Below are 19595 nucleotides of genomic sequence, written 5' to 3'. Positions count from 1 at the left end.
CAGGGCTGAAGCCCACAACATGGAGATGCACAGATGACACTGAAGACTCGCCCCCTCGCCAAACGACTGCTCGCCCCCGCCGGCGCCCTGCTGATCGGCCTGATGTCCGTTCATGCCCAGGGCGGCGAAGGCGGCCTCTACGGCCCCACCGCGCCCAAGGGCTCGGCCTTCGTCCGCGCCTACAACGCGGGCAACAGCGAGCTGAGCGTCAACGTCGGCAACACCACCCTCAACGACGTCGGCCCCCTGGGCTCCAGCGACTTCAAGTTCCTCCCGGCCGGCAGCTACAGCGCCAAGGTCGGCAGCCAGACCCTGCCGGTGAAGCTCGACGCCGACCAGTACTACACCCTGGTGGACCAGCCGGGCGCGGCCCCGCGCCTGGTGGAAGACCCGCCCTACAAGAACAAGCAGAAGGCCCTGGTGCGGGTGCAGAACCTCACCGACAGCAAGCTGACCCTGAAGACCGCCGACGGCAAGACCGCCGTGGTGGACGGTGTGGCGCCCCAGGCCCGCGGCGAGCGTGAAATCAACCCGGTGAAGGTCGGGCTGGCGCTGTACGAGGGCGACCGCAAGGTCAGCGACCTGAAACCGGTCACCCTGCAACGCGGCGAAGTGGTCTGCCTGTATGTCACCAGCAGCGGCGGCAAGCTCTCCCCGGTCTGGGTGAAACGCCCGGCCGCCGAGGGCTGACAGCGAACGCCCGGCCCCCCGGCCGGGCACTGATAGTGCACAGCGCCGCGCGTCGCGCGGCCTCATTCAGGGAGAAGCAGCATGATTCCAGTGATCCTTTCCGGCGGCAGCGGTTCGCGCCTCTGGCCCCTTTCGCGCAAACAGTTTCCCAAGCAGTTCCTCGCCCTCACCGGCGACCAGACTCTGTTCCAGCAGACCCTGCAGCGCCTGAACGTCGAAGGCATGCAGCCGCCGGTGCTGGTGGCCAACCAGGAACACCGCTTCATCGTCCAGGAGCAGCTCGACCAGCTGGAGCTGAAGGCGCAGATGCTGTTGTTCGAGCCGTTCGGCCGCAACACCGCGCCGGCGGTGGCCATCGCCGCCATGCAGCTGATGGCCGAAGGCCGCGACGAACTGATGCTGGTCCTGCCGGCCGACCACGTGCTGGACGACCAAGGCGCCCTGCACCAGGCCCTGGAGCTGGCTGCCCAGGCCGCCGAGCGGGGCGAGCTGGTGCTGTTCGGCGTCCCGGCCCGCAAGCCGGAGACCGGCTATGGCTACATCCGCGCCCGCGACGGCGTCGAAGGTCTGCCGGAAGGCGTCAGCCGGGTCGAGCGCTTCGTCGAGAAACCCGATGCCGAGCGCGCTGCCGAGTACGTGGCTTCCGGCGACTACTTCTGGAACAGCGGCATGTTCATGTTCCGCGCCAGCCGCTTCCTCGACGAGCTCAAGCGCCACGACGCCGACATCTACGACAACTGCCTGCTGGCCCTGGAGCGCAGCAGCCACACCGACAACCAGATCAGCATCGACCCGGCCACCTTCGCCTGCTGCCCGGACAACTCCATCGACTACGCGGTAATGGAGAAGACCGAGCGCGCCTGCGTGGTGCCCCTCACCGCCGGCTGGAACGACGTCGGCAGTTGGTCGTCCATCTGGGAAGTGCACGACAAGGACGAGGACGGCAACGTCACCAAGGGCGACGTGATGGTCCACAACAGCCGCAACTGCCTGGTCCATGGCAACGGCAAGCTGGTCTCGGTGATCGGCCTGGACGATATCGTCGTGGTGGAGACCAAGGACGCCATGATGGTGGCCCACAAGGACCACGTGCAGGACGTCAAGAAGATGGTCAACGAGCTGGACAAGGAAGGCCGTCCGGAGACCCAGAACCACTGCGCCGTGTACCGTCCGTGGGGCTCCTACGACTCGGTGGACATGGGCGGCCGCTTCCAGGTCAAGCACATCACCGTCAAGCCGGGCGCGCAGCTGTCCCTGCAGATGCACCACCACCGCGCCGAGCACTGGATCGTGGTCTCCGGCACCGCCCAGGTGACCTGCGACGACCGCACCTTCCTGCTCACCGAGAACCAGTCGACCTACATCCCGATGACGGCGGTGCACCGCCTGACCAACCCCGGCAAGATCCCGCTGGAAATCATCGAGGTGCAGTCCGGCAGCTACCTGGGCGAGGACGACATCGAGCGCCTGGAAGACGTCTACGGCCGCAGCAGCTCCGACACCCCGGAGCCGACCCGCGTGCCGACCCCCGCCGCCTCCCGCTGAGGCCTGCGCCGGCCCGGCAGCGCGCAGCCGCGCGAGGCCGGCCGCGGCGACTCCACCCCGCGCCCGCCTCTCCCCCATCGAGGCATCGCGACCGTCGTACCAGCGGCGGTTGCGGGGCGTCCAGCGTCCCCATCCCTTTCGCATCGCACGCCGGTGGCAACGCCGCGGCAGGCCTGTGCTCCCGTCCCGGCTCGACGGCCGGTGCCACAGCCCCTAGGATGAACGACCCGTTTCCACGAGGTCGCGCCATGCCGTCCCGCTCCCCGTCCCGCCCATGCTGATCGGCCCGCTGCTGGCCATCACCTGGCTGATCCTGCTGCTGCGCTACCCGGGCAAGGCGCTGCCGATCTCCCTGGCCGCGGTGGCCGGGATCGCCCTGGTGGCGACCTGGGTCCTCTGGGAGGAGCGCCAGGAGCACGCGCACCTGGCCCAGCTGGACATCCGCCTGGCCTATGCCGCGCCGCCCCGCTGCCCGGCCGATCGACCCCTGCTGATGCAGGTGCGCAACGGCAGCGCCGAGTCGCTGGTGGAATTGGGCTGGCGGGTCGGCGCGTTCCGCCCCGGCGACGACCTGGACCTGGCCGAGACACCCTACGATGCGCCCCACTACCTCGGGCCCGGCGCCCTGCGCGCCGGCGAGGCCTGGGACGACTGCCTGCCGCTGCCGCCGCTGCGCCCGGGCTACCGGGCATCCAGCCTGGAATACCGCGCCGAGCGCCTGCGGGCGCGCTTCGCCGACTGACCCCTCCCCTGTTCCCTTCGCCGGAGATCCGCCATGCCTAGCGACGCCCCACCCGCCCTCGCCCGCTACGCCTTCGCCGGGGTGATCGCGGCGGTCCTGGCGAACCTGCTGCTGCGCGCCTTCGTGCGGGTGGGCGGGGTGTTCGCCACCGTGTTCATCGCCACCCTGGTGGCAGCCGGACTGGCGTTCGGCTTCCGCCTGCTGGAGCACAGGGCACCCCATCCCGGCGAGCGCTGGCGAATCGTGCTGCTCTACGGCGTCGTGCTGGGGGTGCTATACCTGGCCCTGCTGGGGCTGATGCGCCTGCAGGAAGCCCCGGGCCCCATGGGCACCCTGCTGTTCGTCCTGCACTACCTCTGCTACCCGCTGCTGGCCTACGCCTGCCTGTCGCCGCGGCTGTTTCCCCGCCCGTGAGCGGTACAGGCAAGCGGGCGCCGGCCTGTCGGCCCAGCGCCCGCTTTCATCGTCGCGGCGCTCACTCGACCGTCGCTGACGCGGCATTCCCTGTGCTCCATCCCGCTTCCCAGGAACCCGCTCCATGCTGAATGCCCTGGCCGTCGGCAACTACCGCTCCATCAACCGCCTGGTGCTGCCGCTGGAACGGCTCAACGTCATCACCGGGCCCAACGGCAGCGGCAAGTCCAACCTCTATCGCGCCCTGCGCCTGCTGGCGGAAACCGCCCAGGGCGGCGTGGTCAACGCGCTGGCCCGGGAAGGCGGCCTGGAGTCCACGTTCTGGGCCGGGCCCGAGCAGCTGTCGCGGCGCATGCGCGATGCCGACGTGCCGGTCCAGGGCGGGCCGCGCCGGGAAAGCCTGCGGCTGCGCCTGGGGTTCGCCGGGGAGGACTTCGGCTACGCCATCGCCCTGGGGCTGCCGGAGCCCTCCAGTTCGGCCTTCGCCCTCGACCCCCAGGTGAAGCACGAGGCCATCTGGGCCGGACCGCTGTGCCGGCCGGCGGCGTTGCTGGTGGAACGCGACGGGCCGCTGGTGCGCCTTCGGGAAGGCCGCGACTGGCGGGTACAGGCGCAGCACCTGCCGGCCTTCGACAGCCTGTTCGACCAGGTAGGCAACGACCCGGCCTGCCCGGAGGTCTTCGCCTTGCGGGAGCGCCTGCGCGGCTGGCGTTTCTACGATCATTTCCGCAGCGACCCCGACGCCCCGGCACGCCAACCGCAGCTGGGCACCCGCACGCCGGTGCTGCACCACGACGGCCGCGACCTGGCGGCCGCCCTGCAGACCATCCGCGAGATCGGCGACCGCGCGGCCCTGGATGCCGCGGTGAGCGACGCCTTCCCCGGGGCGCGCCTGCACATCGACCGGCAGGCCGGCGGACGTTTCGCCGTGGAGCTGCACCAGCACGGCCTGCTGCGCCCGCTGAAGGCCGCCGAGCTGTCGGACGGCACCCTGCGCTACCTGCTGCTGGTGGCGGCGCTGCTGACGCCGCGGCCGCCGTCGCTGATGGTCCTCAACGAGCCGGAGACCAGCCTGCACCCGGACCTGCTGCCGGCCCTGGGGCGCCTGATCATCGCCGCCTCGGCCCACACCCAGGTGTGGGTGGTCTCCCATGCCAGCCGGCTGATCGCCACCCTCGCCGAGCACCCGGGCTGCAACACCCTGCGCCTGGACAAGGTGCTGGGCGAAACCCAGGTCCCGGACCTGGGCGCCCTGGATGGCCCGCCCTGGCGCTGGCCGGACTGAGCGGAAGGCGGCCCGCGGCGCCCTGCGCGCCTCAGGCGCGGCGGGGCGCCGCCGGGCTTTCGTTGGCTGCGGGCCGGCTGAGCTCGTCCAGGCAGGACAGGCCGTCGCCGCGGTCGATGGCCAGGCCGAAGCGGATGCTCTGGACCACCCGCTGCAACTGGTGCTCGTCGCCCATCTGCTCGCCGGAGAGGGCACGCCGGGCGACGGCCCCGCTGTCGTCGTAGAGGGTCAGGGTGATGCTGCCGTCGAGGCGTTCGACGCTGAAATGCACGCGCAGCTCATCCTTGAACGAGTCGCTGACGTACTTGAAGGGATTGTCCATGGCGTGGCACCTGCGGGTTTCCTGCGACGGATGACCAGCAAGGCCGGGGCCAGGTTCGGGGTGACGCGGTCGCGAGGTCGCATTCGGTGCCGGTCAGGTCGGTTCCAGCCGGCCGTGCGCCCTTTCGGGGCACGGGCGCCCTGTTACAGACACCGCCGGCGCCCCGTCGCGGGGCGCATGTGTGCGGCAGCTTGGGGTTCAGCCCAGGTGAGTCAGCGCGCTGCTCACCAGCAGCAGCCCGGCCAGGGGCATGGCCCAGCGCTGCCGCCAGGCGAGGGTCAGTACCAGGGCCAGGGTGGCGAGCATCAGCAGCGCCAGCCAGAACAGGATGCCCAGCTCGACGTCGGCGTCGCGGATGCACAGCGCCAGGGACAGCGCCATCAACGGCAACGCGACGAGCCGCAACAGCTGGCGGCGCAGCGGCGAGGGCTCGCCGGTGAACAGCGCCTTGTGGTGCCGGTTCATCGCCAGGCACAGGGCGAGCACGGCGAGGTAGGCGAACGCGAAAGCCGTCAGCATCAGGCGCCCTCCCCCAGTGCATCGCGGCGTGCACGGCGCGGCGCCGGCACGGCAGCAGGACGCCGGCGGGCCAGCAGGCCACAGGCCAGGCCGACCACCAGCAGGGCCAGGTCGATGGCCGCCAGGGCCCAGTCGCCCCGGGGCAGGCTGGCCAGCAGGCTGTTGCCCGGGGTGAGCAACAGGTTCAGCAGCGGCAGGCCCAGGGCCAGCAGCGATCCCAGCGCCAGCATCCGCCGGTCATTGCCGAGGCGGTGGCGGCGCCACACCACCCAGGCCGCCACCAGGGCCCAGGCGCCGAAGAACACCAGGGTCTCGGCCCGGCCACGGTGCACCAGCTGTGCCGGCAACAGGCGGTTGCCGTAGAGCAGCGCCAGGCTCGCCAGGGGCAGGCCACCCACCACCGCGCCGTTCAGCGCCCGCACCAGCACCAGGCCGCGTCCGCCCCGCGCCTCGCGCTTGCTCACCCAGACCCGCAGGCCGCCCACCAGCATGGCGCAGCCGGCCAGGCCCAGCAGCAGGTAGCAGAAGCGCACGAAGTGGCCGCCGAACTGAGCCATGTGCAGGCCGCTCAGCCAGGTGTAGACGTAATAGCCGCCGGCGTAGGGCGTCTGCTCGTGGAGCAGTTCGCCGCTGGCGGCGTCGTAGGCTAGAGTCCACTGATAGTCGGAGACCCGGGTGCGGCCCTCGCGGCGGAATTCCACCACCGCGGCCTCGTCGGCCGGGTGTTCCACGCTGATCCAGCCGGGCTGCGCGCCGCCCCAACGGGTCTGGGCGTCCGCCAGCAACGCATCGAGGGACGCCGCCGGGGCCGCCGGGCGATGGGTTTCCTCGCGATGGAACAGGCTCATGGCGTCGCCATAGAAGGCCATGGCGTCGCCCCGGTAGGCGGTCTGCACCCCCGCCGGCATGTACAGCGAGACGAAGATGGCCAGGCCGGTGTAGGCGATCATCAGGTGGAACGGCAGGCCCGTGACGCCGAACAGGTTGTGGGCGTCCAGCCAGGCGCGCTGGCCATTGGCGCCGGGTCGCAGGGTGAAGAAATCCTTGAAGATGCGCCGGTGGATGATGATCCCGCTGACCAGCGCCACCAGCATGAACATCGCCGCCATCCCCACGATATACAGGCCCGGCGTGCCGGCGTTCAGGTCGTAGTGCAGGCTGAAGAAGAACGCGCCGCCGACGGTTTCCTGCAGCGGCGCGCCGCTCACCGGGTCGAGGGCGAAGCTCTGGAACTCGCCTTCGTCGGCGGGCACGTAGCCGGCCCACCAGAACGGTTGCCGCGGCGCCGGCCCGTGGATGTACAGCGCATGGGCATCCGGCGCCTTGCTCAGCAGCCAGTCGCGTACCTGGTCGAGGCTGAGGGACGAGGCAGCCGTGGCCTCGGCGGCGACCGGCAGGTCCGGGCGCATCCAGCGCTCCAGCTCCTTGTCGAAGCAGGCCAGGCTGCCGGCGAAGAAGATCACGAACAGCAGCCAGGAAGGCAGCAGCCCGCCCCAGGTGTGCAGCCCTGCCATGGCGCGCCGCAGGTTCATGGGCGCACCGCGTAGTCGCCGGCCAGCCAGGTGGCCAGCCCCAGCAGGATGCCCATCCCCAGCAAAACGATCCAGGCGCGGGCGGCGCTGCGGGCGGCGAAGACATAGATCACCGCCGCGGTGTACACGGCGAAGCACAGCAGGCTGGCCACCGCGACCCGGTCGGCGCGGGCCATGGGCAGGAAGGTGGAGAGGAAGGCGGTGCTGGCGTAGGACAGCCCGTAACCACCGAGGACGGCGGCGGACACCCGCGAGGCGGTGCCCCAGGCGGGCGAAGAGTTCTGACTCATGGCGGTTTCCGAATGCAGGACGGACGACACGGCATCCGCGCCAGCCGGGAGCCGCTCGCGGACGCGACATGTTCTCATTCGCGGCCATCGCCGTGCCAGCCTTTACTGCCAGGGGCTGACTACTGGCTGTGACCATATGTTTCCGCACCAACCCCGGACACCCGGTCGATCCGTGCCTGGGCTCGGTCAAGGTAGCCCGTTCATCCGGATCAGGGGGTTTAATAGAGCTTCGCCTCGACCGTCTCTTCCGTACTTGTAAAGGAACGAGGTCGACGCCCTTACCAGGGGCGGCAAGTAATGACGGCCGACGAGAGCCGGCCAAGGCCCGACCGCTCGTCAGCCGCATGTGCGTTCCAGGCCCTTGCAGCAAAGCCGACACAATCGGCTCGGATACTATCGGCCATGGCATATCCAGGACGTTCGCCATACCCCGCCCCGGCCGAGGCTGCGACATTTCGCCACGCGGTAGCTCGACCGGCGGCACGAACCGGACCGGCATTGCCCGGTCCATCCAGAACATGTTTTTGCAGGACGCAGGCGATGTACAACCCATTCCAACTGCTTACCGAAGCATTCCAGGAACACTACCGGGTCAATTTCAGCCTGGAGAGCATGGACGGCGACATCAAGATGACCCTGGCCGACGACCGGGGCGTGGTCGCCCGCCGGCTGATCAAGGCCGCTCAGCGCAACGATCCCCGCCGGCTGCGCCGGGTCATCGACAGCGTGCGCGACGCCATTGCCCAGAGCGAAGGCCACGTCAGCCCCGAGCCGCTCCTGGCCATCAGCCACGGCGGCCAGCTGACGCCGCGCGCGGTACGCCAACCCGGACGGGTCAGCGGCCGCGGCGTCGCCCTCGCGGTAGGCATCTGACCGACCCGCTCGCGGCGCCCGCCCGGTACGCCGCGAGTCGTCCTCTTACTGCTTGCCTCCCTCCGTCGACGGAGCCACCGCCTTGCGCGCCTCCCCGGGCGCCGCAGGAAAGCGCGACGACGCGTAGCGCACCACCAGCACCGCCAGGGCCAGCAGCAGGATAGCCCCTGACACATACAGCACGCTGGCGTCAGGGCGATTGTGGTGGGAGACGTCGGAGATCAGCAGGCGGGTCAGCGCGGTGATCGCCACATAGATGAGGAAGCGTACCGGCATGTGGTTGGTCTTGAAGTAGATCCCCACCATGGCACCCAGCTCGAGGTAGATGAACAGCAGCAGGATGTCATCCACGCTGATGTGCCCGGTCTCCACCATGCCGAGGAACGCCAGCACCGCCGCCCAGGCGGTGATCCCGCCGATGGCGAACAGCGCCAGGTAGTGGAAGGTCTCCACCAGCAGATTGCCCAGCGACTCGGCGAGCCCATGGACGTTTTCCCGCAGGGCTTCCGCCCAGTCGATCTTCATCGCGCCACTCCTTACAACGGCCGACGGGTTGTCGGTTCGCCCATCATGCAGAAGCCACGCCAGCCGCGTGGCCGGTGCGTCACCACGACGCAGACCGGTGTGCAAAGGCTGCAGAGCGGGCCGCAGGGCGATAACGCGAGCGCTCCTGCCTGATCGGTCTCGCTGCGTGTCGAGCCGGTCGCGCGTCGCCCTGCAGAACCCTGGCTTGGGCAACTCCTGTCCAGCCCCCGATAACACCGCCCCAAAAAGCCTTTGAACATCCATTCTGCGCATGCTGGATGACAACCAGGTCACCAAGAGCGGGTCTGGAACGAGGCTGTCGAGACCGCCACGGTCGATGAACTCGATCCAGCCCCTTCTGCAGGTGACCCGTGTCATCCATCGACTAGCCTTGGCAGACCTGCCCCAGGCAGGGCATACTGTTCATCCATACAGCTAACGCTACAGCCCGAAAGGATGAGGTGATGAATGGCCGTCGAAGTGGTGTACCGCAGCAGCCGCGATCCGGAGCGTTTGTTCATGGATAAGGCGGAGGCCGACCGTTACGACAAGATGCTCGAACTGGCGGAAACCCTGGCCTCGGTACTGCACCGGGCGGTGCCGTCCCTCAGCGAGCAGCAGGTGGAGGAGCTGGGCATCTTCATGGCGAAGAACCGCGACACCTTCGCCCGGGCCTTCAAGAACCAGCCGGATGCCCTGAGCGAGCTGGGCGACGGCGAGGCTGCCCCCGCCGCCGACTAGCGCTTTCTCAGGCTGCGCGGCGTACCCGGAACCAGGCGGCGTACAGCGCCGGCAGGAACAGCAGGGTCAGCGCCGTAGCGACGATCAGCCCACCCATGATCGCCACCGCCATCGGCCCGAAGAACACGCTGCGGGACAGCGGGATCATCGCCAGCACCGCCGCCAGGGCGGTCAGCACGATGGGGCGGAAGCGCCGCACGGTGGCCTCGACCACCGCGTTCCAGCGATCCAGCCCGGCCGCCACGTCCTGCTCGATCTGGTCCACCAGGATCACCGAATTGCGCATGATCATCCCCGCCAGGGCGATGGTGCCGAGCATCGCCACGAAGCCGAATGGCTGGCGGAACACCAGCAGGAACAGGGTCACGCCGATCAGCCCCAGGGGCGCGGTGAGGAAGACCATGGCCGCCCGGGAAAAGCTGCGCAACTGCACCATCAGCAGGCTTATCACCACCACCAGGAACAGCGGCATGCCGGCGTTCACCGAGCGCTGGCCGCGGGCCGAGTCTTCCACCGTGCCGCCCACTTCCAGCAGGTAGCCGCTGGGCAGCTCGGCGCGGATCGGCGCCAGGGTAGGCTCGATCTGCCCCACCAGGGTGGCCGGCTGGGCGGTGCCGTAGATGTCGGCGCGCACGGTGACCGTGGGCAGGCGGTTGCGGTGCCAGATCACCCCTTCCTCGAAGCCGTACTCTAGGGTGGCGATCTGCGACAGCGGCACGCTGCGGCCATGGGAGGTGGGCACCGCCAGGCTGGGCAGCTCCGCCAGAGACTGGCGCTCGTGGGCGGCGCCGCGCAGGAGGATCTCGATCAGTTCGTTGTCCTCCCGGTACTGGTTGACGCTGGCGCCGGACAACGAGCCCTGCAGGAAGCGCGACAGCTCGGCGGTGGTCACCCCCAGGGCCCGGGCGCGGTCCTGGTCGACGTTCAGCCGGACGATCTTGCTGGGCTCCTCCCAGTCCAGGTGGACGCTCACCACCTGGGGGTTCGCCGCCACCTTGGCGGCCACCCGGCGCGCCAGGGCCCGCACTTCATCGATGTGTTCGCCGCTCACCCGGAACTGCACCGGGTAGCCCACCGGCGGCCCGTTCTCCAGGCGCGAGACCCGGCTGCGCAGCGCCGGGAAGCGCTCGTCCAGGGTGTCGATCAGCCACCGGCGCACCGCCTCGCGGTCCTCGATGCTGGTCGTCAGCACCACGAACTGGGCGAAGCTGGGAGCCGGCAGTTGCTGGTCCAGGGGCAGGTAGAAGCGCGGCGAGCCGGTGCCGACGTAGGCGGTGTAGTTCTCGATGCCGGGGTGCGCCTGCAGCAGGGTCTCCAGGCGCCGGGCCTCGTCTTCCGTGGCCCGCAGGGAGGCGCCTTCCGCCAGCTTGAGGTCCACCATCAGCTCCAGGCGGCTGGAGGCCGGGAAGAACTGCTGGGGCACGAAGCGGAACAGCATCAGCGCGCCGACGAACAGCGCCAGGGTCAGCACGATCACCGTCTTGCGGTGCCCCACGCACCAGCCCACCAGGCTGCGCACACGGCGGTAGAACGGCGTGGCGTAGGGGTCGTGGGTGCCGTCGCCATGGGCCTGGCGGTGCCGGGCGGCGAGGTCCGGCAGCAGCCGGTCGCCGAGGAACGGCACGAACATCACCGCCGCAATCCACGACATCAGCAAGGCGATGGTCACCACCTGGAAGATCGAGCGGGTGTATTCGCCGGTGCTGGACTGCGCGGTGGCGATGGGCAGGAAGCCGGCGGCGGTGATCAGGGTGCCGGTGAGCATCGGGAAGGCGGTACTGCTCCAGGCGTAGCTGGCCGCCTTCAGCCGGCTCAACCCCTGCTCCATCTTGATGGCCATCATCTCCACCGCGATGATCGCGTCGTCCACCAGCAGCCCCAGGGCCAGCACCAGGGCACCCAGGGAAATCTTGTGCAGGCCGATGCCGAAATAGGCCATGGCGGCGAAGGTCATGGCCAGCACCAGGGGGATCGACAGTGCCACCACCAGCCCGGTACGCAGCCCCAGGGAGAAGAAACTCACCAGCAGCACGATCACCAGGGCCTCGGTAAGCACCCGGATGAACTCGCCCACCCCGGTCTTCACCGCCGCCGGCTGGTCGGACACCTTGCGCAGCTGCATACCCGCCGGCAGCGTGTCCTGCAGGCGAGCGAACTCATGCTCCAGGGCCTTGCCCAGGGCGAGGATGTCGCCACCGTCCTTCATGGACACGGCCAGGCCCAGGGCATCCTCGCTCATGAAGCGCATGCGCGGTGCCGGCGGGTCGTTGAAGCCGCGCTGCACGGTGGCCACGTCCCCCAGGCGGAAGGTGCGGTCGCCCACCCGGATGGGGAAAGCGCGGATGTCCTCCACGGAGTCGAAACGCCCACTGACCCGCAACTGCACCCGGTCGCTGGCAGTCTCGAAGAAGCCCGCCGCGGACACCGCGTTCTGCGCCTCCAGGGCCTCCTGCACGGCGGCCAGGGGCACGCCCAGGGTGGCCGCCTTGACGTTTGAAAGCTCGATCCAGATCTTCTCGTCCTGCAACCCCAGCAGGTCCACCTTGCCCACGTCCGGGACCCGCTGCAGCTGCAGTTGCAGGCGGTCCGCGTAGTCCTTGAGCACGGCATAGTCGAAGCCGGCGCCGGTGAGGGCGTAGATGTTGCCGAAGGTGGTGCCGAACTCGTCGTTGTAGAACGGCCCCTGGATGTTCGGCGGCAGGGCATGGCGGATATCGGCCACCTTCTTGCGCACCTGGTACCAGAGGTCGGGGATTTCCGTCGACCGCATGGAATCGCGGGCGAGGAAGGTCACCTGGGATTCACCGGGCCGGGAGAAGGAGACGATGCGATCGTAGTCGCCGGTCTCCATCAGCTTCTTCTCGATGCGCTCGGTGACCTGGCGCGCCACCTCTTCGGCGGTGGCGCCGGGCCAGAGGGTGCGGATCACCATGGCCTTGAAGGTGAACGGCGGGTCCTCGCTCTGCCCCAGGCGGCCATAGGCGAGGGCGCCGACGATGCCCATCAGCAGCATGAGGTAAAGGACGATCTGGCGGTTCTTCAGCGCCCACTCGGACAGGTTGAAGCCCATCGCCCTACTCCTTCGCCGCCAGTTGCACGGCCCGGTTGTCCCGGTCCACCGGGCGCACCGCCTGGGCCTCCCGCAGCACCTGCACGCCAGCCGCGACGATCCAGTCGTCCGGCTTCAGCCCGTCCAGCACCGGCACCCGCTCCTCGCCGTAGGCGCCGACCCGCACCGGCGCCCGGTGCAGGGTGGCGTCCGCCTGGACCACCCAGACGTACGGCTCACCCTTCTCCGCGGCCAGGGCCGAGAGGGGGACCGACAGCACCCCGTCGCCCTCGGCCTGCAGGAACACCCGGGCGCTCTGGCCCGGCTCGGCGCCGATGCCGCCGTCACCGAAGGCCACCCGGGCGGCGAAGGTCCGCGATTGCGCATCGGCGCTGGGGGACAGCTCCCGCAGGTGCGCGGCGAAGCGTTGCCCGGGTCGCGACCAGAGCTCCACCACCACCGCCTGGCCGACCCGGAAACGCCCCACGGCGTGCTCGGGAATGGCGATGGACACCTCCCGCTCGCCGTCCACCGCCAGGGTGAATACCGTCTGCCCGGCGGCCACCACCTGGCCCGCCTCCAGGTTCCGGCTGGCGATCACCCCGTCCCGCGGCGCCCGCAGCACCGCATAGCCGGCCTGGTTGCCGGCCACGTTGTACTCGGCGCGCAGCTGGTTGAGCCGCGCCTCGCCGGCGAGGTACTGGTTTTCCACGGTGTCGTACTGGGAGTGGCTGATCATCTGCCGGTCCAGCAGCTTGCGGTAGCGCTCGCGCTCGGCGCGGGCCAGGCGCAGGTTGGCCTCGGCGGCGGTCAGCTGGGCGCGGCTGGCGTCCAGCTGCAGGCCCACGTCCTGGGGATCGAGGGCCGCCAGGGGCTGGTCCTTCTTCACCCGGTCGCCCACCTCCACCAGCCGCCGGGCCACCTTGCCGCCGATGCGGAACGCCAGCTCCGGCTCGAAGCGCGCCCGCACCTCGCCCGAAAAGCTCTCCACGGCGTCGGCGGCAGGTTGCGGATGGACCACCAGCACCGGGCGCGGGGCCTGGGTGACGGGTTCGGGTTCGCTGCAGGCGACGAGCAGCAGGGACACAGCCAGGGACAGCGCGACGCGCGGGGCATGCCGGATCATGACGAATGACCTTTCGCAGGGTGCGGTTGGAGTACTTATACTGGCCGGCATACTAAAATTAGCGAACTGACCAGTCCAGTATTAAGACGATGTCCGAGACAAAGAAAACAACCGGCAGCGGTCCCGGTCGCCCCAAGGACTTGGTCAAGCGCCAGGCGATCCTCGAGGCGGCCAAGCAGCTGTTCCTGCGCAACGGCTACGACGGCAGCAGCATGGACGCCATCGCCGCCCGCGCCGGCGTCTCCAAACTGACCGTGTACAGTCATTTCACCGACAAGGAGACGCTGTTTTCCGAGGCGGTGAAGGCCAAGTGCGAAGAGCAGCTGCCCGACCTGATCTTCGCGCTGCCACCGGGCGTGCCGGCGGACCAGGTGCTGCGCAACATCGGCCAGCGCTTCCTGCAATTGATCGACGACCCCGAGTCGCTGCAACTGCACCGGCTGATGATCGCCATGGCGAGCCAGGACCCGACCCTGGCGCGGCTGTTCTTCGAGGCGGGGCCGCAGCGGGTGCTGGACGTGCTGGCGCGGCTGCTGCTGGCCATGGACCATGCCGAGTTGCTGCGCGTCAAGCAGCCGGCCCGCGCCGCCGAGCATTTCCTCTGCCTGCTCAAGGGTGCCCACCACTTCCGCCTGCTGCTGGGATGCAGCGATGCCTTGGACGCCGCGAGCGCGGCGGAACACCTGGACGACGTGGTGGGGTTGTTCGTCCGCGCCTACCGCCCCTGAGGGCCCGGGCTCAAGGCTTGTCCAAGGCCTTCTTCGGGTAGATGTCGTAGCGGCTGGACTTGCCTTCCAGGGCGTAGCCCGGCTTGGGCCCGTCGATGCACGGCGCCTTGCGCGGGCGCTTGACCACCACCCGGTGGCTGGCCAGCGCCAGGGCCGCGGCCAGCAGCGCCGGCGCATCCGGGTCGTCGCCCACCAGGGGGCGGAACAGACGCATCTCCTTCTTCACCAGGGCGCTCTTGTCCCGGTGGGGGAACATCGGGTCCAGGTGAATCACCTGGGGCACCGGCGCGTCCCACGCGGCCATCAGGGCTACCGCGTCGCCGGTCCGCAGGTGCATGCGCGCGGCGATCGGCGCCACCTCGGCGTCCCGGGCGGCCCGCGACAGGCCGTCTTCCAGCAGGGCAGCGATCAGCGGCTGGCGCTCCACCAGGGTCACTTCGCACCCCAGGGAGGCCAGGACGAAGGCGTCCTTGCCAAGCCCGGCGGTGGCATCCAGCACCTGCGGGCGAATGCCGGGCTGCAACCCCACCGCCTTGGCGATCATCTGGCCGCTGCCGCCGCCATACAGGCGCCGGTGGGCGGTGGCGCCGGCGACGAAGTCCACCCGCACCGGCCCCGGAGCGCCGGGGCCCAGCTCCACCAGCTGCAAGCCCTCCTCCCCCAGTTGCAGGGCGAAGTCCGCCTCGCCATCCAGGGGCAAACCGAGGCGCAGGGCCCAGGCCCGCAGGGCCGCTTCATGGACGGGAGCGAGGGCGTCGGCGCGGATGCGCAGGGTGGCGGGATCGGGATCGTGCATCGCTGGGGGGGACTCGTCGGAACGTGGGCGGCATTCTGCCAGAGCGGCCGGCGCGGCGCTCACCGGCACAGGCGCATCAGGCCCATGTCCACGTGGAAGTGGTCGCGGTGCGCCGCGTTGTAGTCCGGCCCGAGGGTGATGTTGAAGCGGCTGCAGGCCGCCTGGTGCACCGCCCGCAGGAAGCGCGCCTCGTCGCCGTCGCCGCGCCAGTCCCTGGCGACGCTGATGCGGCGGCCATCCCGCAGGCGGAAGCCGGCGATGTCCAGGGCATTGGCCGAGGCGTGCTGGCTGCGCCAGCGGCTGTTGGCGATGTTCCGGCAGGCGAAGCTGCCCAGGTGCTCGACCCGCGCCACCGGCTGGCCGAACGCCGCCTGGGCCGCGGGTTGCAGGCCATGCACCTCGAACAGCGCGTAGGCGGCCGCCAGCGGGCAGGTGGCGAGGAAGCTGCTGCTGAAGGTGGCACTGGAGGCCATGACCCGGACGCTGTTGCGTACCGGGCAGTCCGCGGCGGGGGTGGAGTCGGCCATGGGCTGGTAGCGCAGCGGCGACGTCCGCAGGACCTGGGCACACAGCTCGCGGTCGTCCTGCAGGCGCCATAGCTTGTAGCCGGTCAGCCAGTTGGGCGTCTCGCGGATGTCCAGGGGTGCCCAGGGATTCCAGCGGCCGGGAACCTGCCAGCCGGGCACCGCCAGGCCGATGCCGAGCGCCCCCACCAGCATGCCCAGGGGCACCGCATGGCGCAGCTTCATGGGCGATTCAGGTGCGGAACAGGTCGTTGATGCGGTCGAAGGGCATGGCGTCGGCCAGGGCGTCGAGGCGCCCTTCGCGCAGCGCGCCGGCCGCGGCGAAGAAGGCGCCGTAGGCCGCCCGCGCCAGGTTGGAGCCGAGGCTCACCCGCTTCACCCCGAGGGCCGCCAGCTCGTCCAGGCCCAGGCGCAGGGACGGCGAGCCCACCAGCACGTTCACCGGGCGCGGCGCCACGGCCCGCACTACCGCGTCGATCTCTTCCCGGCTCGTCAGCCCCGGTGCGTAGAGCACGTCCGCGCCGGCGTTGGCATAGGCCTCCAGGCGGCGAAGGGTATCCGCCAGGTCGGCGCGGCCATGCAGGTAGTTCTCCGCCCGGGCCGCCAGGGTGAAGGGGAACGGCAGCGCACGGGCGGCCGCCACCGCCGCGCGGATTCGTGCCACCGCCTGCTCCAGCGGGTAGATGGGCTGGTCGGCGCGGCCGCTGGCATCCTCGATCGAGCCGCCCACCAGGCCGATGTCCGCCGCCAACCGTATGGTCTCGGCGCAGGCCTCGGGCGCGTCGCCATAACCGTTCTCCAGGTCCGCCGCCACCGGCAGCGGCGTGGCCTCAACGATGGCCCGGGCGTTATCCACGGTTTCCAGGCGGCTCACCGCGCCCTCAGCATCCCGCCGGCCCAGGGCGAAGGCCAAGCCGGCGCTGGTGGTGGCCAGGGCCTCGAAGCCCAGGGCGGCGAGCATCTTCGCCGAGCCGGCGTCCCAGGGGTTGGGCAGCACCAGCAGGCCTTCGCGCTGGTGCAGGTCGCGAAACGCCACGCCACGTTCGTATTGGGTCGACATCCTGGAGCCTCCTGGTGAATCGGACAGGCCTGCACGGTAGCGCAGCGACCGGGCCGCGGCCAGCGAGGCGGTACGTTCAGAGCAGGCCCAGTTGCTCCATGGGCGGCTCCACCAGCTCCAGCAACGGCGGCAGGCCCGGGAGGCGTTCGCCGAGGGCGGCATGGAAGGCCTTGGCCTGGGCCGCCGCCAGGTGGTTGTCCGGGGTGTGCAGGAAAACGAAGGGGGTCAGGCCCTGCTCGATCCAGTCCGCCACCTTGTCCAGCCAATCCCCGAGGTAGGCTGCATTGGCCTCCAGGCTCGGGCCGCCGATGAAGCGCACCTGGGGGCTGTCGCTGAACGCCGCGGGGCGGATGGGCAGGCGGGGCTTGCGGGACTGGGCGTGGCGTACCGCCGGGGTGTCCTCGGTGCAGGCGAAAAGCGCGCGGGAATCCAGGCAGATGCGCTCGACGCCCCGATCCCGCAGGAGGCGATTGAGCATCCGTTCTTCATCGCCCTTGGCGAAGAACGCGGCGTGGCGCACCTCCACGGCGATGCGCCGATGCCCGAAGGCATCCAACCAGGCGACCAGTTCCGCCAGGCGCGGCGGGCCGAAGCTGGCCGGCAGTTGCAACCAGAGGGGGGCGACCCGCTCGCCAAGGGGCGCCAGCAGGTCGAGGAAGTCGCGAGTCTCGCCAAGCCGCTCCCGCAGGTCGCCCTCGTGGCTGATGTCCCGGGGCAGCTTGGCGCAGAAGCGGAAACCCGCCGGCATCACCTCGGCCCAGCGTCGCACCACCTCGGGTGAGGGGCGCGCATAGAAGGTGGTGTTGCCCTCGACGGCGTTGAACACCTGGACGTAGTGGGCCAGGGTTTCCGAGGCGCTCAGGTGATCGGGGTAGAAGGTGCCGCGCCAGGCGGGCTCGTTCCAGGACGGGCAGCCCAGGTAGTACGGCAGCATCAGGCGTAAAGGTCGAGGCCCAGCACTTCCTGGCTGTCGACGTCGTCGAGCAGGCGCGCGGTGGTGTCGTAGCTGGCCAGCGCCTGGGCGGCGCGGTTGCTGAGGGAACGCGAGTTGGCAGAACCGCCCAGGTATTCCTGGACGCGCACCGGCAGGCTGTCGCTGCTGGCGTTGCCGGCCTGGACCCGACGAATCTGCGGGGTGCTTTCCAGGCCCTGGGTGGTGGACGGCGTGGCCGGCTGCTCGCGGCGTGCTTCTTCCTCGCGCTGGACCTCGCGATAGGGCGTGACCGCGGTTCCCGGTCGGGAGCCGCGGTCGAGCGGGTAGGAAGAAGAGGCGTAGCCGTCGATGCGCATGGATCAGAAGCTCGGCGTGGATGGGGCAAATTTAGCGAGGCGCCGGGGGCTTGGCAATCGGCCGGAGGCGCGCGCGGGAAACGGGCTGACGGAAGGTGTCACGGGGTCTTCTTCGGGGTGGCCACATTGTCCCGCAGGTACACCGGCTGGGCCTCGTCGGCGGCCACCGCCTCGCCTCGCGCCCAGGCGAAACGTGCCAGGGTCAGCAGGTCCTCGGCGTGGGGCAGCGCGTCGGCCTGGCAGGCGGCTACCACTGGCAGACGCCCGGCGAAGGTGCCCCAGCCGGTGCCGGCGCCGAACCACTCGTCACCGTCCGGCAACCCGGCCTGTTCCGGCGGCAGCACCGCCTCGCGGCCCAGGGGGCGCATCTCCTCGCCGTCCAGGCGGAAGCAGCCCCAGTAGACCTCGTCCATCCGGGCGTCGATGGCCGCCGCCACCTGCCGAGCGCCGTGTTCGCGCCAGGCGCGCTGGGCCAGGCAGGCCAGGTTGGACACCGGCAGGACCGGCCGCTCCAGGGCGAACGCCAGGCCCTGCACCACGCCCACGGCGATGCGCACGCCGGTGAAGGCGCCGGGCCCCCGACCGAAGGCGATGCCGTCCACCTGGTTCAACGCCAGCCCCGCCTGCTCCAGCAGCGTCTGCACCATGGGCAGCAGGCGCTGGGCGTGCATGCGCGGGATCACCTCGTAGTGACTGAGCACCCGGCCGTCGTGCAGCAGGGCGACCGAGCAGGCTTCGGTGGCGGTATCCAGGGCCAGCAGCGTGGTCATCGAGGGAGTCCGGCGGTCAAAAAGGCCGGCGATTGTAGCAGGTCGGAACAGGCGGGAAGGAAGCGGTGCGGCGGGAGGGGCCGTCCGGCCTGGAGCGAGTGGCCGGACGGTGAAAGGCGAGGATCAGCGGAGAGCGTCGAAGACTTTCGCGGTGATCTCTTCCACGCTGCCGACGCCGGCCACGCGGGTGTAGGTCGGGGTGCCGCGGTCGGCGGCCAGGTGCTGGTAGAAATCCACCAGCGGCTTGGTCTGGGAGTGGTAGACCGACAGGCGATGGCGGATGGTGCCTTCCTGGTCGTCTTCGCGCTGCACCAGCGGTTCGCCGGAAACATCGTCGACATCGGCCACCTTCGGCGGGTTGTAGACGGTGTGGTACACGCGGCCGGAGGCCGGGTGCACGCGGCGACCGGCGATGCGCGAGACGATTTCTTCGTCATCGACGGCGATTTCCACCACGTGGTCGAGAGTCACCCCGGCGTGCTCCAGGGCTTCGGCCTGGGGAATGGTGCGCGGGAAGCCGTCAAACAGGAAGCCGTTGGCGCAATCCGGCTGGGCGATGCGTTCCTTGACCAGGCCGATGATCAGGTCATCGGAAACCAGCCCGCCGCTGTCCATTACACCCTTGACCTCCAAGCCCAGGGGGGAACCGGCCTTGATCGCTGCGCGGAGCATGTCGCCCGTGGAGATTTGCGGAATAGCGAATTTCTCGGTGATGAAGCGAGCCTGGGTACCTTTGCCGGCACCGGGCGCCCCCAGCAGAATCACGCGCATCGA

Annotated in this window: 22 protein-coding genes; 8 read left to right on the top strand and 14 right to left on the bottom strand. The window is 70.0% G+C overall.

Annotated features, from left to right (window positions below; translation table 11 throughout):
- Window positions 1-33: 33 nt before the first annotated feature.
- The 5 genes from FM069_RS07370 (at window position 34) to FM069_RS07350 (ending at window position 4676) form a co-directional block, all read left to right on the top strand.
- Complete coding sequence (locus tag FM069_RS07370) at window positions 34-690, top strand: alginate O-acetyltransferase AlgF (RefSeq protein WP_143487647.1); 657 nt, start codon at window positions 34-36, stop codon at window positions 688-690.
- 81 nt (window positions 691-771) lie between these two features.
- Window positions 772-2235, top strand: a complete 1464-nt coding sequence (locus FM069_RS07365) for a mannose-1-phosphate guanylyltransferase/mannose-6-phosphate isomerase (RefSeq protein ID WP_143487646.1) — start codon at window positions 772-774, stop codon at window positions 2233-2235.
- Between the two features lie 274 nt (window positions 2236-2509).
- Window positions 2510-2977, top strand: coding sequence for a multidrug transporter (locus tag FM069_RS07360; protein ID WP_143487645.1), 468 nt, complete (start codon window positions 2510-2512; stop codon window positions 2975-2977).
- A 33-nt stretch (window positions 2978-3010) separates the two neighbouring features.
- Window positions 3011-3391, top strand: coding sequence for a hypothetical protein (locus tag FM069_RS07355; protein ID WP_143487644.1), 381 nt, complete (start codon window positions 3011-3013; stop codon window positions 3389-3391).
- 124 nt (window positions 3392-3515) lie between these two features.
- Window positions 3516-4676 (top strand): AAA family ATPase, encoded by a 1161-nt coding sequence (locus FM069_RS07350; protein WP_143487643.1) that lies wholly within the window; start codon window positions 3516-3518, stop codon window positions 4674-4676.
- Window positions 4677-4707: 31 nt separating this feature from the next.
- Here the strand turns inward: FM069_RS07350 and FM069_RS07345 are convergent, their stop codons facing one another.
- From FM069_RS07345 to FM069_RS07330, 4 genes are all read right to left on the bottom strand, one after another.
- On the bottom strand, window positions 4708-4998 hold the full coding sequence (locus FM069_RS07345; protein ID WP_143487642.1) for a DUF3509 domain-containing protein: 291 nt from the start codon (window positions 4996-4998) through the stop codon (window positions 4708-4710).
- Between the two features lie 198 nt (window positions 4999-5196).
- Window positions 5197-5517, bottom strand: coding sequence for a DUF3325 domain-containing protein (locus FM069_RS07340; protein WP_143487641.1), 321 nt, complete (start codon window positions 5515-5517; stop codon window positions 5197-5199).
- Entirely contained in the window at window positions 5517-7049 is a 1533-nt protein-coding gene (locus FM069_RS07335; RefSeq protein WP_143487640.1) for a PepSY-associated TM helix domain-containing protein, read from the bottom strand. The genes FM069_RS07340 and FM069_RS07335 overlap by 1 nt, the downstream gene beginning before the upstream one ends.
- Window positions 7046-7339 (bottom strand): DUF3649 domain-containing protein, encoded by a 294-nt coding sequence (locus tag FM069_RS07330; RefSeq protein WP_143487639.1) that lies wholly within the window; start codon window positions 7337-7339, stop codon window positions 7046-7048. The genes FM069_RS07335 and FM069_RS07330 overlap by 4 nt, the downstream gene beginning before the upstream one ends.
- 540 nt (window positions 7340-7879) lie before the next feature.
- Here FM069_RS07330 and FM069_RS07325 point away from each other — a divergent pair.
- On the top strand, window positions 7880-8212 hold the full coding sequence (locus FM069_RS07325; protein WP_143487638.1) for a DUF3509 domain-containing protein: 333 nt from the start codon (window positions 7880-7882) through the stop codon (window positions 8210-8212).
- A 45-nt stretch (window positions 8213-8257) separates the two neighbouring features.
- Here FM069_RS07325 and FM069_RS07320 read toward each other — a convergent pair whose 3' ends face one another.
- A complete protein-coding gene (locus FM069_RS07320; protein ID WP_143487637.1) occupies window positions 8258-8737 on the bottom strand; it encodes a phosphate-starvation-inducible protein PsiE in 480 nt (159 codons plus the stop codon).
- Between the two features lie 468 nt (window positions 8738-9205).
- Between FM069_RS07320 and FM069_RS07315 the strand changes: the two genes are divergently transcribed.
- Complete coding sequence (locus FM069_RS07315; protein ID WP_143487636.1) at window positions 9206-9478, top strand: YebG family protein; 273 nt, start codon at window positions 9206-9208, stop codon at window positions 9476-9478.
- 7 nt (window positions 9479-9485) lie between these two features.
- Here FM069_RS07315 and FM069_RS07310 read toward each other — a convergent pair whose 3' ends face one another.
- Together FM069_RS07310 and FM069_RS07305 are read right to left on the bottom strand one after the other, a co-directional pair.
- The gene (locus FM069_RS07310) at window positions 9486-12548 is read right to left on the bottom strand and encodes an efflux RND transporter permease subunit (protein WP_143487635.1); all 3063 of its coding nucleotides are present in this window, start codon (window positions 12546-12548) and stop codon (window positions 9486-9488) included.
- Between the two features lie 4 nt (window positions 12549-12552).
- On the bottom strand, window positions 12553-13653 hold the full coding sequence (locus FM069_RS07305; RefSeq protein WP_143487634.1) for an efflux RND transporter periplasmic adaptor subunit: 1101 nt from the start codon (window positions 13651-13653) through the stop codon (window positions 12553-12555).
- Between the two features lie 89 nt (window positions 13654-13742).
- Here FM069_RS07305 and FM069_RS07300 point away from each other — a divergent pair, with 89 nt between their 5' ends.
- The gene (locus tag FM069_RS07300; protein ID WP_143487633.1) at window positions 13743-14381 is read left to right on the top strand and encodes a TetR/AcrR family transcriptional regulator; all 639 of its coding nucleotides are present in this window, start codon (window positions 13743-13745) and stop codon (window positions 14379-14381) included.
- A 10-nt stretch (window positions 14382-14391) separates the two neighbouring features.
- Here FM069_RS07300 and FM069_RS07295 read toward each other — a convergent pair whose 3' ends face one another.
- From FM069_RS07295 to adk, 7 genes are all read right to left on the bottom strand, one after another.
- Window positions 14392-15177 carry a class I SAM-dependent methyltransferase gene (locus FM069_RS07295; protein WP_143487632.1) on the bottom strand — a complete coding sequence of 262 codons (786 nt, stop codon included), beginning with the start codon at window positions 15175-15177 and terminating at the stop codon, window positions 14392-14394.
- A 59-nt stretch (window positions 15178-15236) separates the two neighbouring features.
- Window positions 15237-15896, bottom strand: a complete 660-nt coding sequence (locus tag FM069_RS07290) for an extensin-like domain-containing protein (protein WP_233282004.1) — start codon at window positions 15894-15896, stop codon at window positions 15237-15239.
- Window positions 15897-15933: 37 nt separating this feature from the next.
- Window positions 15934-16761: an isocitrate lyase/PEP mutase family protein gene (locus FM069_RS07285; protein ID WP_143487630.1), complete on the bottom strand. Its 828-nt coding sequence runs from the start codon at window positions 16759-16761 to the stop codon at window positions 15934-15936.
- 76 nt (window positions 16762-16837) lie between these two features.
- Window positions 16838-17695, bottom strand: coding sequence for a DUF72 domain-containing protein (locus FM069_RS07280; RefSeq protein WP_143487629.1), 858 nt, complete (start codon window positions 17693-17695; stop codon window positions 16838-16840).
- Complete coding sequence (locus FM069_RS07275; protein ID WP_143487628.1) at window positions 17695-18051, bottom strand: hypothetical protein; 357 nt, start codon at window positions 18049-18051, stop codon at window positions 17695-17697. Before FM069_RS07275 ends, FM069_RS07280 begins: the two co-directional genes overlap by 1 nt.
- 98 nt (window positions 18052-18149) lie before the next feature.
- On the bottom strand, window positions 18150-18821 hold the full coding sequence (gene tsaB, locus FM069_RS07270) for a tRNA (adenosine(37)-N6)-threonylcarbamoyltransferase complex dimerization subunit type 1 TsaB (RefSeq protein ID WP_143487627.1): 672 nt from the start codon (window positions 18819-18821) through the stop codon (window positions 18150-18152).
- A 123-nt stretch (window positions 18822-18944) separates the two neighbouring features.
- Entirely contained in the window at window positions 18945-19592 is a 648-nt protein-coding gene (adk, locus tag FM069_RS07265; RefSeq protein WP_143487626.1) for an adenylate kinase, read from the bottom strand.
- Between the last annotated feature and the right edge of the window lie 3 nt (window positions 19593-19595).

This window comes from Pseudomonas mangiferae (assembly GCF_007109405.1).
Taxonomy (GTDB): Bacteria; Pseudomonadota; Gammaproteobacteria; order Pseudomonadales; family Pseudomonadaceae; genus Pseudomonas_T; species Pseudomonas_T mangiferae.
This window is presented reverse-complemented; position numbering and strand designations above follow the sequence as displayed.

Bases quoted from the DNA above. Each gene is read 5' to 3' on its own strand.
- FM069_RS07370 (WP_143487647.1), top strand. From the start codon at position 34: ATGACACTGAAGACTCGCCCCCTCGCCAAACGACTGCTCGCCCCCGCC.
- FM069_RS07365 (WP_143487646.1), top strand. From the start codon at position 772: ATGATTCCAGTGATCCTTTCCGGCGGCAGCGGTTCGCGCCTCTGGCCC.
- FM069_RS07360 (WP_143487645.1), top strand. From the start codon at position 2,510: ATGCTGATCGGCCCGCTGCTGGCCATCACCTGGCTGATCCTGCTGCTG.
- FM069_RS07355 (WP_143487644.1), top strand. From the start codon at position 3,011: ATGCCTAGCGACGCCCCACCCGCCCTCGCCCGCTACGCCTTCGCCGGG.
- FM069_RS07350 (WP_143487643.1), top strand. From the start codon at position 3,516: ATGCTGAATGCCCTGGCCGTCGGCAACTACCGCTCCATCAACCGCCTG.
- FM069_RS07345 (WP_143487642.1), bottom strand. From the start codon at position 4,998: ATGGACAATCCCTTCAAGTACGTCAGCGACTCGTTCAAGGATGAGCTG.
- FM069_RS07340 (WP_143487641.1), bottom strand. From the start codon at position 5,517: ATGCTGACGGCTTTCGCGTTCGCCTACCTCGCCGTGCTCGCCCTGTGC.
- FM069_RS07335 (WP_143487640.1), bottom strand. From the start codon at position 7,049: ATGAACCTGCGGCGCGCCATGGCAGGGCTGCACACCTGGGGCGGGCTG.
- FM069_RS07330 (WP_143487639.1), bottom strand. From the start codon at position 7,339: ATGAGTCAGAACTCTTCGCCCGCCTGGGGCACCGCCTCGCGGGTGTCC.
- FM069_RS07325 (WP_143487638.1), top strand. From the start codon at position 7,880: ATGTACAACCCATTCCAACTGCTTACCGAAGCATTCCAGGAACACTAC.
- FM069_RS07320 (WP_143487637.1), bottom strand. From the start codon at position 8,737: ATGAAGATCGACTGGGCGGAAGCCCTGCGGGAAAACGTCCATGGGCTC.
- FM069_RS07315 (WP_143487636.1), top strand. From the start codon at position 9,206: ATGGCCGTCGAAGTGGTGTACCGCAGCAGCCGCGATCCGGAGCGTTTG.
- FM069_RS07310 (WP_143487635.1), bottom strand. From the start codon at position 12,548: ATGGGCTTCAACCTGTCCGAGTGGGCGCTGAAGAACCGCCAGATCGTC.
- FM069_RS07305 (WP_143487634.1), bottom strand. From the start codon at position 13,653: ATGATCCGGCATGCCCCGCGCGTCGCGCTGTCCCTGGCTGTGTCCCTG.
- FM069_RS07300 (WP_143487633.1), top strand. From the start codon at position 13,743: ATGTCCGAGACAAAGAAAACAACCGGCAGCGGTCCCGGTCGCCCCAAG.
- FM069_RS07295 (WP_143487632.1), bottom strand. From the start codon at position 15,177: ATGCACGATCCCGATCCCGCCACCCTGCGCATCCGCGCCGACGCCCTC.
- FM069_RS07290 (WP_233282004.1), bottom strand. From the start codon at position 15,896: ATGCTGGTGGGGGCGCTCGGCATCGGCCTGGCGGTGCCCGGCTGGCAG.
- FM069_RS07285 (WP_143487630.1), bottom strand. From the start codon at position 16,761: ATGTCGACCCAATACGAACGTGGCGTGGCGTTTCGCGACCTGCACCAG.
- FM069_RS07280 (WP_143487629.1), bottom strand. From the start codon at position 17,695: ATGCTGCCGTACTACCTGGGCTGCCCGTCCTGGAACGAGCCCGCCTGG.
- FM069_RS07275 (WP_143487628.1), bottom strand. From the start codon at position 18,051: ATGCGCATCGACGGCTACGCCTCTTCTTCCTACCCGCTCGACCGCGGC.
- tsaB (WP_143487627.1), bottom strand. From the start codon at position 18,821: ATGACCACGCTGCTGGCCCTGGATACCGCCACCGAAGCCTGCTCGGTC.
- adk (WP_143487626.1), bottom strand. From the start codon at position 19,592: ATGCGCGTGATTCTGCTGGGGGCGCCCGGTGCCGGCAAAGGTACCCAG.